This is a genomic window from Tuberibacillus sp. Marseille-P3662 (assembly GCF_900178005.1).
In the GTDB taxonomy this organism is placed as follows: Bacteria; Bacillota; Bacilli; order Bacillales; family Sporolactobacillaceae; genus Marseille-P3662.
Genome location: NZ_FXBS01000006.1, coordinates 632,686 through 645,791, shown reverse-complemented (window position 1 = coordinate 645,791; position 13,106 = coordinate 632,686). Strand labels below are relative to the sequence as shown.

The 13,106-nt window shown below is 40.6% G+C and carries 13 protein-coding genes; 3 read left to right on the top strand and 10 right to left on the bottom strand.

From position 1 onward, the window contains the following. The first annotated feature begins 33 nt into the window (after window positions 1-33). Window positions 34-1,122 carry a mechanosensitive ion channel family protein gene (locus tag B9Y89_RS11790; protein ID WP_085523419.1) on the top strand — a complete coding sequence of 363 codons (1,089 nt, stop codon included), beginning with the start codon at window positions 34-36 and terminating at the stop codon, window positions 1,120-1,122. Window positions 1,123-1,151: 29 nt separating this feature from the next. Then, window positions 1,152-2,177 carry an FUSC family protein gene (locus B9Y89_RS11785; protein ID WP_176222200.1) on the top strand — a complete coding sequence of 342 codons (1,026 nt, stop codon included), beginning with the start codon at window positions 1,152-1,154 and terminating at the stop codon, window positions 2,175-2,177. Between the two features lie 39 nt (window positions 2,178-2,216). Here the strand turns inward: B9Y89_RS11785 and B9Y89_RS11780 are convergent, their stop codons facing one another. Beyond that, on the bottom strand, window positions 2,217-2,420 hold the full coding sequence (locus B9Y89_RS11780) for a hypothetical protein (protein WP_085523417.1): 204 nt from the start codon (window positions 2,418-2,420) through the stop codon (window positions 2,217-2,219). A 404-nt stretch (window positions 2,421-2,824) separates the two neighbouring features. Between B9Y89_RS11780 and B9Y89_RS11775 the strand changes: the two genes are divergently transcribed. Then, the gene (locus B9Y89_RS11775; RefSeq protein ID WP_085523416.1) at window positions 2,825-3,376 is read left to right on the top strand and encodes a DUF3231 family protein; all 552 of its coding nucleotides are present in this window, start codon (window positions 2,825-2,827) and stop codon (window positions 3,374-3,376) included. 131 nt (window positions 3,377-3,507) lie between these two features. On the opposite strand, the gene spo0A is transcribed toward B9Y89_RS11775, so the two are convergent. From spo0A to B9Y89_RS11730, 9 genes are all read right to left on the bottom strand, one after another. Beyond that, on the bottom strand, window positions 3,508-4,317 hold the full coding sequence (gene spo0A, locus B9Y89_RS11770) for a sporulation transcription factor Spo0A (protein ID WP_085523415.1): 810 nt from the start codon (window positions 4,315-4,317) through the stop codon (window positions 3,508-3,510). A 344-nt stretch (window positions 4,318-4,661) separates the two neighbouring features. Next, a complete protein-coding gene (locus tag B9Y89_RS11765) occupies window positions 4,662-5,129 on the bottom strand; it encodes an NUDIX hydrolase (protein WP_085523414.1) in 468 nt (155 codons plus the stop codon). A 292-nt stretch (window positions 5,130-5,421) separates the two neighbouring features. Then, window positions 5,422-5,559, bottom strand: a complete 138-nt coding sequence (locus B9Y89_RS19060; RefSeq protein ID WP_176222199.1) for a hypothetical protein — start codon at window positions 5,557-5,559, stop codon at window positions 5,422-5,424. Between the two features lie 36 nt (window positions 5,560-5,595). Then, on the bottom strand, window positions 5,596-6,897 hold the full coding sequence (gene spoIVB / locus B9Y89_RS11760) for a SpoIVB peptidase (RefSeq protein ID WP_085523413.1): 1,302 nt from the start codon (window positions 6,895-6,897) through the stop codon (window positions 5,596-5,598). Between the two features lie 117 nt (window positions 6,898-7,014). Further along, complete coding sequence (gene recN / locus B9Y89_RS11755) at window positions 7,015-8,718, bottom strand: DNA repair protein RecN (RefSeq protein ID WP_085523412.1); 1,704 nt, start codon at window positions 8,716-8,718, stop codon at window positions 7,015-7,017. Window positions 8,719-8,805: 87 nt separating this feature from the next. Next, window positions 8,806-9,624 carry a TlyA family RNA methyltransferase gene (locus tag B9Y89_RS11750; RefSeq protein ID WP_085523411.1) on the bottom strand — a complete coding sequence of 273 codons (819 nt, stop codon included), beginning with the start codon at window positions 9,622-9,624 and terminating at the stop codon, window positions 8,806-8,808. A 4-nt stretch (window positions 9,625-9,628) separates the two neighbouring features. Continuing rightward, a complete protein-coding gene (gene dxs, locus B9Y89_RS11745) occupies window positions 9,629-11,530 on the bottom strand; it encodes a 1-deoxy-D-xylulose-5-phosphate synthase (protein WP_085524717.1) in 1,902 nt (633 codons plus the stop codon). A gap of 5 nt (window positions 11,531-11,535) precedes the next feature. Next, entirely contained in the window at window positions 11,536-12,147 is a 612-nt protein-coding gene (locus B9Y89_RS11740) for a CNNM metal transporter family protein (RefSeq protein ID WP_085523410.1), read from the bottom strand. A gap of 674 nt (window positions 12,148-12,821) precedes the next feature. Beyond that, the gene (locus B9Y89_RS11730) at window positions 12,822-13,043 is read right to left on the bottom strand and encodes a hypothetical protein (protein ID WP_085523408.1); all 222 of its coding nucleotides are present in this window, start codon (window positions 13,041-13,043) and stop codon (window positions 12,822-12,824) included. Window positions 13,044-13,106 lie beyond the last annotated feature (63 nt).

Sequence of the window (13,106 nt, the reverse complement as noted above, 5' to 3'; positions counted from 1 at the left end):
GGCTTCATTTCGCTACTTGAATGGAGTTTTGGTATGATCGACGATCTTGTAAATTGGTTTCAGTCATTTAATTTCGTCAATATCGGTATCGCCGTCCTCATTTTTATCTTATTTTGGTTTTTAAGCGCACCTATCTCAAAGGTTTTTCTTAAATTTTTTACGAACCTAACAACACGTACAAAAACCGATTGGGATAACAGGATACTGACCGCTTTTCACCGTCCATTAAATTTTGCATTTAAATGGCTGGGCATTTATTTTTCATTAACCTATCTTCCTTTTTCGGCTGATATTGACATGTTGATTTCCCACTTGTTTCGAACCATCTTGATCGGACTGGTCGGTTGGGGACTCTATAATTTGGCTGACACATCCGTTCATGACATTTTCTATCGTGTCAAAACCAAATACAATTTTAAATTTGATCAAATTGTCACACCGTTTATTACAAAGGTGTCTAAATTAACCATTATTGTCCTTGTAATTACCATCATTGCGTATGAGTGGGGATATCCCATTAACGGATTAGTGGCTGGAATGGGGCTCGGCGGATTAGCCATCGCTTTAGCAGCTAAGGATACTTTAAGCAATATGTTCGGCGGTATTATCATTATCACGGAAACACCATTTACAATCGGCGATTGGATTGAAACACCCTCAGTCCAAGGGATTATTGAAGATATTAATTTTCGTTCAACAAAAGTGAGGACCTTCGAACAATCCTTAGTAACAGTTCCAAATTCTACATTAGCCAATGATCCTATTACTAACTGGTCGCGAATGGGGAAGCGGCAAATTTATTTTCATTTGCGCCTCCACTACCACACGGAACCACAGTTAATTAAGCAATGTTCAGACGATATACGCAGTCTGCTTCATGATCATGATGATATTGACCCAGAGTTTTATGTCCATTTTTACGAGTTTAATCCATCAAGTCACGATATATTATTGTACTTTTTTACTAAAAGCACCAATTGGGACAAATGGTTAAGTGTCCGAGAAGATATTAATCTTAAGATTATGGCCATTCTTGATAGGAATGGCGTGAAATTGGCTTTGCCGTCTCAAGATATTTTTTACCAAGAGCACCCTAGTCAGGAAGGTCAACGCGATCATTAATGAACACCAAGTTTTGGAGATGGAAACGAATGAATGTCAGTCATTGGATCGGTAATCGTATTATAAAAACGTGTCTTGCTGCGTTAATTACAGCCTATATCTGTGAATGGCTGCATTGGCCACCTATGTTCGCGGTTGTTGCTGCAATCGTATCAATTGAGCCTACATCCGCGGACTCCATAAAAAAAGGACTTATACGATTCCCGGCATCAGCAATCGGTGCTGCTTATGCAATGTTTTTTGAATTCATTCTACAAGAACATGCCATAACCTATACATTAGCAGCTTGTTTAACCTTAATCACCTGTCATATCTTGAAATTGCACGTTGGTATGATCGTAGCTGTATTAACGGCTGTCGCCATGATTCCGGAAACTTATGGGAATTACTTAGATTCGTTTATGATTCGTCTCGCTACGACATTAACGGGGATAACAGTGGCCACACTGATTAATTACTTTATTTTGCCACCAAAGTACTTGCAAATGATTCAAAAGTCAATTACAACCATCTACTATGAGACGGGCGATATTCTTAATCGATATTTCACGAATGAACTGGGTCAATGTGAACAAACGATGACGAAATACCAAAATTTAAATCATGATTTGGAGCGCGCCTTTCGTCTCGTTCGCTACCAGCAGAATGAAACCCGTTTTCATCGCCGCTCTACTGAAGAATTGTACACATTGAATCGTGATCAGCGCATCCTTGAACAATTACAAAAAGTCATGTACCACATAGGTAACATGATCTATATTGATTTGCCTGAAGATGCTTACACTGAATCTGAGAAAGCATTAATTAAAAAAGTTGGATGTTCCCTTGGCGAAATCTATCAAAATCTTGGCGAAGGCATATCCGACAAGCACTATGTCTTGGTCGAACAATTGGATGATCTTTTTGTTCATATTCGAGAACATGAAAATTGTACGCAGAGTGACCTATACAGACACCATTTTTCTGAGCGCCTGGTACTTTTATATGAATTGCTGTCTTTGCATGACGTGATCGAGGAACTCCAGAATAAAGCACAGAAACATAGAAATTCCTAATAAAAGGGCTTGGATGATCATCCAAGCCCTTTTAATTATTTATCTGAAATAGTTCACAACCTGATCATATGTAGACTCTAACTCTTGTTGCTCTTCTTCGCTAACGCTGTCAAATAATTTTCTCAATAACTCCTGCTCTTCAGAAGTCAAGGTTTCACCCATAGATAACGCCTGAAACAACGTTGTCGCCATATTATATATTATTTCAACATCACCAGAAGTTATTGCTATTTTATCTTCCATTGTTTCTTCCTCCTATCAAAAACATCAAGTAAATGTGGCTCATTGAGTATGATGATAAAAGGTTATAGGCGTGATTTCAAGTTTTTTGGCTCCATAAAGTCATAGCGATTTGTAAAACGAAAAACAAACGCCATGATAAATTTGCATATTTCGATAAACAGTATGGGCAAACTAATTTTAGGTATAACGGCAAGGAAGGTGTTATTGGTGATAAAATTGTTTACAAATAGACAACAAAACAGAAAACTAAACGTCGTCCAAACAGCAATAGCAATGATTGCCTCGTTTCTACAAACGCTTTGGATTATTAACACGATCAGAAAGAAACGTTAAAGCATCTTTCCAATCTAACACGAATATCGTACACAGCGAAAAAATTTTTTAAAATGTACGGAGGCTTAAGCATGGCTAATCCAATTGAAGCGGCTTTGAAGACAATGAAAACCCTTGTTGACAATGAACCCAAGCAACCCTTACATGTAGGTGAAGTTTATTATTGTTGGTTTTATTATACAACTATTAATGAAGCGGAAATGTATATGAAAGCAGCCCTAAATACGACCACAGATGATGAACTGAGGCAGGTTCTTCAAAAAAGTAAAAAAGAATGTCAAACACAAACAAAGCGGATAGAAAATTTCATGCTAAAAGAAGGCGTCACTTTACCGCCAATGCCAGAAAACAAGCCAGATTCCAACCCAAAAGACATTCCTTTAGGTGTCAAATTAACGGACGATGAAATTGCAAACGGTATTTCAATAAAAACAGCTTATGCAACGACATTATGCGCTACAGCATCTACCCAAGCCATAAGAAGTGATGTTTCACTCATGTTTATGGAGTTTCAAGCTGAAAAAGCTGTATTCGGTGCGGAAATGAAAGTGTTCATGCGTAAGCGAGGCTGGATAAAGGTTCCACCCCACTATTATCCACCAGGTATGCCTAATGATCATTAAAAAGTCGCAGCGACATCTATCGCTTTTTATAATCCTGCTACATACATTCGTTTAACTCAAGGAAAGGCAGAGCTCTGAACTCTGCCATAAAGTGCTTTGCTTCAATAGTCATTTATGTAAGATTCTATGAGTTATACCGCCTTATGTTCAATCCTCAGTTTGTCAGCGACCATCGCAATAAATTCACTGTTTGTAGGTTTCGCCTTCGACATGGAAACCGTATAGCCGAACATTTTCGAGATCGATTCGATGTTGCCGCGACTCCATGCTACTTCAATAGCGTGACGAATCGCGCGTTCGACGCGGCTTGATGTCGTTTTGTACTTTTTCGCAATATCTGGATAAAGGACTTTAGTAATGGAACCTAGTAACTCAATGTCTTTATAAACCATGGAAATCGCTTCACGTAAATACATATAGCCTTTAATATGCGCTGGAACACCGATTTCGTGAATAATATTTGTGATGCTGGCGTCGAGATTTTGGGTTTTTGGCTTAGATTCAACATTCGTTCCCTGTACCATGCTTTCGGCAACACTGCGACCCGTTTGCATTAACGGTGTCTTATTCCCGTTGACCTGCCGAATGTTATTCGCCAAGTTTTCCATGTCAAATGGCTTTAAAATAAAATAAGAAGCCCCAAACTCAACCGCTTTTTTAGTCACATCTTCTTGTCCAAACGCCGTTAACATAATAATATTCGGCTGCGGCATTGATCCATCACTACGGATATGTTCCAAAACTCCGAGACCGTCCAAATGAGGCATAATAATATCTAATACAAGAACATCTGGTTTCGTGTCTTGTATAACGGACAGACATTCTTGCCCATTAAAGGCTGTTCCAACAATTTCAATATCTTCCTGTGTGGACATATACTCTTGAATCAACGTTGTGAGTTCCTGATTATCATCCGTTAAAACCACTTTAATTTTTTCCAATGCAGTTCCTCCTCAAGCTTATTTTCCCATAATACAGTTTCGACAAAAATAAAAGAATTCCTTTTCTGTTTTTCAAAATTTCTAGGTTTTTTCGATTTTACTCTTGTTTTCTCCCAAATACTCGTTTTTTCGACGAATAGAGTCAATAATCAACACGCTTGTCGAAAAATCTTAAAGAGCGAGCTAAACCCTTAACTCGCTCTTATCAAATAGGTCACTTTTGAACTACTATTTTTGATAATAAAGTAGCCAATTAACGCCATTTTTATCCGTTACATTCGAGTTTTCTAGAAAAGGATAAAAATGAGCAATATTTATTTTAATCCTCCAAACATCGTTTGAATTTATTGTCTAACAACCAAATGTTCCGTATGCGTAGGTATGTCTTTTAAAGCTGCTGTTAAAAAGACGGGATATAAGATAAGATTGTTCAGTTCTTCAATGGGGACCCATTGATAAATGAGCCGTTCTCCCTCAAGTCCGTAAAAAGCATCGGTTGTAAGGTGAGATGAACGATCAACCGGTGAAATGTTATAATAAAATCCAATTTCGTGATAGTCTCTTGAACCGAAGTTAAAGAAGTTTTCAATGATCCAAATGGTATGATTAACCTTAACTTCGATGCCAAGTTCTTCAACCATTTCTCTTTTAATACTTGTTTCAGATTCTTCGGCAATTTTGACTCTGCCCCCAGGAAGTGCCCAATGATCATCGTCTACTGCCTTATGTAACAATACATGATCCCCTTCTATCCAAACTCCTGCTACACGATAATTAAAAATTGATTGTTCAGTTTCAAATACGGCATCCATGTTTGTTCTTCCTCCCCTGCTAAACTCCTGCTTCAATTAACTTCTCTATGCCTCAACAATTCAATATCCCCTCTATTTATATTTCTTTTCGTTTTCGTTTATAGCTTCTTTTAAGTGAAAGCACTGCTCTAAATCAATATCATGCTTCAACCAACTTCTCCACTCATATTGTAGATCCCTGCCAAGGCATCGTCGGCAATTTCACATTAAAAAAAGACGCAAAATGCGTCCCAAAAGTTCTCCATATTTTATCCCTTTTGTTCTTGAGCGTTGCTTATTTGACGGCTGGCGTTCAAAAACCGGTCGTTCCTAGGAATGTTTTCATCGTTCCAAATTGAGCCTTGACCGTTCCAAAACGGGCATTCACCGTTCCAGATTCAACCCGAACCGTTCCAAAATAAGCGTCAATCGTTCCAATAATTTTTATCATTCAAAACCAGATAGCAAAAAAAAGAAGGAGCTTGGATCAGCTCGCTTCTTTTCTGCCTTGATCATCTTTATAAATGTCAATACCCGCCTCTTTCAGCATCCATTCGATATGAACGCCATAGCCTTGAGTACTGTCATTAACGAAAACGTGAGTCACAGCGCCAATTATTTTTCCATCTTGAATAATCGGACTGCCGCTCATCCCCTGAACAATACCGCCGGTTTTATCCAATAATTTAGGATCAGTGATTTTGATCACCATGCCTTTGGTTGCAGGGAATTTCTGCGAGATGGAGTTCACGACTTTAACATCAAAAGCCTGAATTTTATTTCCGTCTATAACCGTTAATATTTTTGCCGGACCCTCTTTAACTTCCTTCGGTAAGGCAATTGGCATTGGCTTATTGAATTGGCTTTTCTTAAGTTCTTGATTGAGTTCACCATAAATACCAAATGGTGTATTTTTAGTAATATTACCTATAGCCTTACCATCTGACTTAATCTGAGCAATTTTTTCTCCTGGTTGACCATCTTCGCCTTTATCAATCGCGGTTATTTCAGACTTAACAATTTTTCCATCATCGGCGACAATCGGTTCCTTCGTATCCATATCTGAAATCACGTGACCGAGAGCGCCATATTTTCCGGATTTGGGATCGTAGAAGGTTAACGTACCAATCCCTGCTGCCGAATCACGAATATAGATACCAATTCGGTACTTCTGACTTTGTTTATCCTTAACAGGTTGCAGTTCCTTCTTAACAACCTTGTCATGACGCTTGACCGTTAATTTGAGTGGTTCGCCTGATTCACCAGATTGCCTCACATACTTTTTAACGTCTGACATGCTTTCAATTTGATTGCCATTGATTTTAGTAATGATGTCCCCGACTTGTATACCTGCTTTTTCGCCGGGTGATTTTTCACCTTGCTGGGTTTTAATTAAATGAAATCCTACAACCATGACACCCTTCGAACTAAGTTGTACACCGACTGATTGCCCTCCTGGAACCAATTTTAAATCAGGTGACACTTTCACATCGACTTTTTTTACAGGAACGTTACCGACTGATACAGTCATCTCAGTGTCCCCTGTCTTTTTTCCCGTCATTTGAACTTGATCCTTTGTTGCTGATGCAGCCGCAATGTTCTGATCAGTAACATCAAGGTTGGCCGATGCCGGTATACTTGAAGCGAGCGTTGAAGACTCACTATTAAAAAGTGTTATTTCTTGGGGTATATGGAAATATTCTTTAATGGGTTGAAAAAATCCAAGGCTCAATAAGAAGCCAAGGAGAATCATGCCTGTCACCTTTCTAAAGAAGTCCGAACGCCTCATATTTCACTCTCCTCGCTCCTAACCCACACCTTTTATCACCGCATTTATAAGGTTACCTTCCGTGGCCTGAATTATAACTATTTGTAACGAAAAAGCTATCCAAGAGTGGATAGCTTTTCATGAGCCTGATTTCATTTCCTCAGCAAGATCAAGCAATTCTTCGGCATGCTGCATGGTTAAATTGGTCATTTCTGCCCCTGAGATCATACGTCCGATTTCTTGTGCGGTCTCGCCTGCCGTTAAGGTATCGACCTTCGTCGCTGTCCGTTCATTATCGGTTTGTTTAGATATATATAGATGGTGATCAGCCATCGCAGCAACTTGTGGTAAATGCGTAATACAAAAAATTTGCGAAGACGCTGACAGACCGTATATTTTCTCTGCCATGGCTTGCGCTACACGGCCACTGACACCCGTATCGACTTCATCAAAAATGATGGAGGTGACATTCTGAAATGATTTAAAACGTGATTTAATCGCTAACATAATCCGGGACAACTCTCCGCCTGAAGCGATCTTTGCCAGTGGTTTCAGCGGTTCGCCAGGATTACTAGCAATCAAAAACTGAACATGATCAGCCCCGTTTGCTCCATAACCTTCTATTCGTTCGATTTGATCTGATTGCCGTACTGAAATATCAAATACGGCTTTTTCCATGTATAAGTCGTTTAATTCCTGATTAATATTTTGAGCGAGACTGTCTGCCGTCTCTAACCTAAGGTTATGAAGGCGATCAGCCTTTTCTCTGAGTTTATCCATCGCGACTTGATAATCATGTTGCAACCCATCTAAAGTTACATCGCGATGCTTTAATTCATCATACTCTTTTTGTATATTGTCAAAGTGCTCGAGAATATCACTAATCGTTGAGCCATACTTTCGTTTAAGCATTTGAATATCATTAAGTCTTGTTTCAATCATTTCCAACTTTTCCGGCTGATATTCCATTGTGTCCAATTGATCGCGAAGATAAAAGGCCTGTTCTTCAAGAATATAAAAACTGTTAGCAACCTGTTCGTACACGGATTTTAATCCTTTATCAAGCTCCTGAACATCTTCTAATTCGTTCATAGCCTGTCTAAGCCAATCCAACCCTTTATTGTCACTGTTAATTGCGTCATAACTCTGGTTAAGGCCTTGATACAAGCGTTCAAAGTTAGCCAATTTTGTCCGTTCTTCGAGAAGATCTTCTTCCTCACCAACCGTCAATTCAGCCTCACCAATTTCATTGATTTGATAAGCTAATAAATCTAATCGTTGTGCAACATGCTGTTCATTTTCCTGTAAGGTCTGTATTCTTGTCTGAATAGCCTTAGCTTCATCATAATGCACCTTATAAGAAGTTTTAGCCTCTTTAAGAGGTTCACCGCCAAATCTGTCAAGCATCAGGATATGTTTGTCGGATTGCATCAATTCTTGATGTTCGTGCTGACCGTGAATATCAACTAAATATTGACCAACTGTTCGTACATGAGCCAATGTCACGAGTTTTCCATTGATGCGACACGTGCTTTTACCATTTTTCGAAATGGTTCTCCGGATAATTAAAATGCCTTCTTCAATCTCAATCCCTAGTTCATCCAATCCCTGATGACTAGGATGATCATCTCCGATGTGAAACAGCGCTTCGATATCCGTCTTATTAGCTTCATGACGGACGTATTCCACTGAACCTCTGGCCCCAAGAAGCAGATGAATCGCATCCAAAATAATGGATTTTCCCGCACCCGTTTCCCCAGTTAAAACCGTCAACCCCTTCTCAAAGGTTAAATGGACTTCATCAATAATAGCAAAATTTTCGATATGTAATTCGGCGAGCATGGCAACCATCCTTTCCGAAACGAATGTTCCTAATCCTATATTAGCTTAATCATGCCAATCGTCAACCCATACAAAAAGAAGCAACGATTATCGCTGCTTCAGACGTTGGTGGGCTTTTTCAACAATATGTCTTATATCTGCTTCACTAGGGACGATCTCTGCATCCTCTTGCCCATGACGTTTAAAATGGCATAGGAATTCAATATTACCGTCTCCACCAGTGACCGGAGACGAATCTAGACTAAGTACACTAAACCCCGTTTCCTTCATAAACGTGACAATATCCTTAATCACATCCAAATGTACACCAGGGTCCCGAACGATCCCCTTTTTACCGACCTCATCACGCCCAGCCTCAAACTGAGGTTTAATCAGAGCAATTCCTTCACCATCAGGAGTTAATATAGCATCTAAAACTGGGAAGATCATTTTTAAAGAGATAAAGGATACGTCAATCGTTGCCCTAGATGGAGTACCACAAATGAAATCATCCGGTGTGCTATAACGGAAGTTTGTCCGTTCCATAACAACCACACGCTCATCCTGGCGCAGCTTCCACGCCAATTGATTATAGCCGACATCTAATGCATAAACAAGTGCAGCACCATTCTGCAGCGCACAGTCGGTAAAACCACCTGTCGATGATCCGATATCAAGCATTCGATGATCTTTCACCGTTAAATCAAAAACGTCAAGTGCTTTTTCAAGTTTCAGACCACCCCGACCAACATAAGGGATTGATTGGCCTTTAACCCTTAAGAGAGTATTGGCATCAATCTTGCTTCCGGGCTTGTCAATGCGTTCTGATCCAGAGAAAACAAGACCGGCCATGACCGCGCGTTTAGCTTGCTCTCTCGAATCAAAATATCCTTGGTTAACGAGTATGACATCAATACGTTCTTTCATTGACTTAGTGCGCCTTCTTTGTTTCCTGAGTTTTCGGAAGCAGCCATTTGGCTTCGCGAACAATGTCTTGATCCGTTAAGCCAATTTCCTTAAGTAGATCTTTGACATTGCCATGTTCAATATACCGGTCAGGAATTCCCATGTTCTTTACTTGTTGATGATGGTAGCCATGTTGATGAAAGTATTCCAGCACAGCACTGCCAAAACCACCTTGTAAAATGCTTTCTTCAACCGTCAGTACCGGCATCCCTGTTTCAGCTAAGCCCTGCAACATCTGTTCATCCAAAGGCTTGATAAATCGTGCGTTAATGACTCTGGCTGATACACCTTCAGATTGCAGTTGCTTGGCAGCAGTTAAAGCGGTTTGCAGCATTGGACCAAAGGAGAGTATGGCAAGATCCGTACCCTCACGTAGCGTTTCCCACTGCCCAATGGGAAACGTTTGTAAATCATTGTCCATTGGCACACCGAGACCATTACCTCTTGGTAATCTTAAAGCAATCGGACCTTCATCATATTGAATGCCTGTATTAACAAGCTGGCGCAGCTCGTTTTCATCTTTACCCATCATGATGACCATGTTAGGGAGACTGCGTAAAAAGGCAACATCGAATACACCTTGATGGGTTTCACCATCAGCCCCTACTAAACCACTACGATCCACAGTAAAGAACACATTTAAGTTCTGGCGGCAGACATCATGCACTAATTGGTCATAAGCCCTTTGCATAAATGTTGAATAAATCGAAACAACGGGTTTCATTGCTTGTGTCGCTAGACCCGCTGCCATCGTTGTCGCATGCTGTTCAGCAATGCCAACATCAAACAGCCGATCAGGAAATGCTTTTCGGAACTTTTCAAGTTTTGACCCCACTGTCATGGCAGGCGTAATGACCACAATACGATCATCTTCATGAGCCAAGGCTTCAATTGTATCGCTTGTCACTTGACTGTAAGCAGGCGGCGGATCAACTGGTTTGATAAAGTCACCGGATTCAATTTTATAAGGTCCGGGACCATGCCATGTTCCTACAGAATCCGTCTCGGCTGGTTTGTAGCCTTTACCTTTCTGCGTCGAGACATGAACAATTGTCGGCCCCTTTGTCTTTTTGGCATATTGGATACTCGTATGAAGATCTTCAAAATCATGACCATTCACCGGACCCAAGTACGTATAGCCTAATTCTTCAAAAAACATTCCTGAAACAAACATGTATTTAAAAGTATCTTTGACACGTTCAGCCGCCGATGCCAACCGGCTTCCAAAAGCAGGGATTTTTTTCATAATCAATTCAACGTCGTCTTTGACACGTTGATATTTCCCAGCCGTTCGCAAACGTCCTAACATATTATTAAGGGCGCCAACATTGGGGGCGATTGACATTTCATTATCATTTAAAATAATTGTCATATCAGTTTGTTCGTGCCCAATGTGATTGAGCGCTTCCAATGCCATGCCGCCGGTCAACGCACCATCACCGATGACTGCTATCACATGATCATCTGTCCCTTTGATGTCTCGAGCAGTTGCCATTCCCATCGCAGCCGAAAGAGATGTTGAACTATGTCCCGTTTCCCAAACGTCATGTTCACTTTCACGCCGCTTCGGAAATCCGCACATACCATGGAATTGACGGATGCCGTCAAATTGATTAGATCGGCCAGTCAATATTTTATGAACATAAGATTGATGTCCGACATCCCAAATAATTTTGTCCTTAGGACTATCAAATAGTTTGTGCAGCGTTAAAGTTAATTCAACGACACCAAGGTTAGGACCTAAATGCCCCCCCGTCACTGACAATTTTTCAATTAAAAATTGCCGGATATCTTGGGCTAGTGCCTCCATGTCTTTAACCGAATAGGTCTTTAAAAAATCAGGATTTTGTATGGATTCTAAATCCAATGTCATCACTCACCTTTGACGTTACGATTCGTGACCTTCTTTTTTTTGGTATTAATAATTTTAACACGGAACCGGGTCTCAAAGAAGTATAATAATCGACCCACATAATGGATAATTTTCGTGGCATTACTAATAGCAATTGTTTTGCCAAAAGCCTTCCCAGCAACCGTTAAGGCCGCTACCAGAGACGCGAAAATAACTGATATAAGGCTATAGAGAAATGACCCTTCTCCCTGTCCGAGCGAAATGACCAAATCTAAGACAACAACGGCTGAAGCCGTCCCGCTGACAACACCCGAGATATCACCAATCACATCATTACAAAAACTCGCAAATCTATCGGCATTCCTGGCAATCATAATAGCATGTTTGGCCCCTGGAACTTTATCCGCAGCCATAGCATGAAATGGTTTTTCATCAGAGGCAGTGGCCGCTACGCCAATAATATCAAAACAAATGCCCGTTATGACAATGGCCAATACGATAACAACACCGGCATACCATGAAAGACCACTTAAAAGGCCATTGGAGATTATCGAAAAAAGAGCCGCTAACACGAGCGTGATAACGGCTATTCCTAAACTCCATTTTATGGATTTCTTTATATTAATCTTCATCCTAATCGTTTCCTTATTATATGTAAAAGATAGGAATAAAACGGTGGTCACTTAAAGGGTAAACGCTGCGGCTTAGGTCCAGTAGGTTTTCCCGAAAGGCTGCCCAGACGTCGCCGTCCCGGTAGTTTCCATTTAAAGCCTAACCAACGTTGTCACCAAGCGTTGAACTGGATCACCACTTAGTCCGCACTACAATCCCCTTTAAATGTCATTAAATGAACAGTCTAGGAGTTTTCCTCAACAGTCCAAGCCGTTTCTTAGCCTCTTTTGCAGCGATAATTTCATATGACATTAGCCACAACCAGTCGGCCAAACACGGTGTGCCTATAAAGTCATAATCCCCTCATCCCCACTCAAGGCAGGCTACACTGACAGGTGACGTCTAATCAGACGGCCATCATCAGGTTTTCCTCAAAACAGCTACAAGCTGCTCTGAGTCTCCGCGAATGCAGGGTCATCGCCCACATGCCCTTGTGGATCGCCCTACATTCTTTACTCCCAATATTGACCCAAAGCTGGGCGCTCCAAGCCAAAATCAGGAACTTCATCGATGTGCCCTTTGGCGGATTTTTAGGCCCGCCTTCAAAAACGGTTGGCTGACTAGAATACTGCACCACCTTGGCATTCTGTGATTATTATATCATACTTACTATCCAGTTTCAATGCACTATAAGTTAAGCCCAATCGTCATTGTTCCGCTGTTGCCAGCTTTTCGAATCCGACTTCTCTTGAGTAGACAGTTCTTCAACATCCGATAAGGCATGTGACGATTGTTTCACTTTATTAAGATGTCCCGGATAGGGTTCATAATCAGAAATGATGACATCATCAAAGAGATCGGCAGGAACCCCTGACTTTTTCAAGTTTTCGATTTGCCATTGTCTCGGATTGTACATAATAAAATCCCTCCGTTTCATGTTTGTTCTTAGTTTGATATCTAGAACAAAAACATATACAGA

Excerpts from the sequence above, each read along its gene's own strand:
- B9Y89_RS11790 (WP_085523419.1), top strand. The coding sequence starts at position 34 with ATGATCGACGATCTTGTAAATTGGTTTCAGTCATTTAATTTCGTCAAT.
- B9Y89_RS11785 (WP_176222200.1), top strand. The coding sequence starts at position 1,152 with ATGAATGTCAGTCATTGGATCGGTAATCGTATTATAAAAACGTGTCTT.
- B9Y89_RS11780 (WP_085523417.1), bottom strand. The coding sequence starts at position 2,420 with ATGGAAGATAAAATAGCAATAACTTCTGGTGATGTTGAAATAATATAT.
- B9Y89_RS11775 (WP_085523416.1), top strand. The coding sequence starts at position 2,825 with ATGGCTAATCCAATTGAAGCGGCTTTGAAGACAATGAAAACCCTTGTT.
- B9Y89_RS11765 (WP_085523414.1), bottom strand. The coding sequence starts at position 5,129 with ATGGATGCCGTATTTGAAACTGAACAATCAATTTTTAATTATCGTGTA.
- B9Y89_RS19060 (WP_176222199.1), bottom strand. The coding sequence starts at position 5,559 with ATGATAAAAATTATTGGAACGATTGACGCTTATTTTGGAACGGTTCGG.
- spoIVB (WP_085523413.1), bottom strand. The coding sequence starts at position 6,897 with ATGAGGCGTTCGGACTTCTTTAGAAAGGTGACAGGCATGATTCTCCTT.
- recN (WP_085523412.1), bottom strand. The coding sequence starts at position 8,718 with ATGCTCGCCGAATTACATATCGAAAATTTTGCTATTATTGATGAAGTC.
- B9Y89_RS11750 (WP_085523411.1), bottom strand. The coding sequence starts at position 9,624 with ATGAAAGAACGTATTGATGTCATACTCGTTAACCAAGGATATTTTGAT.
- B9Y89_RS11740 (WP_085523410.1), bottom strand. The coding sequence starts at position 12,147 with ATGAAGATTAATATAAAGAAATCCATAAAATGGAGTTTAGGAATAGCC.
- B9Y89_RS11730 (WP_085523408.1), bottom strand. The coding sequence starts at position 13,043 with ATGTACAATCCGAGACAATGGCAAATCGAAAACTTGAAAAAGTCAGGG.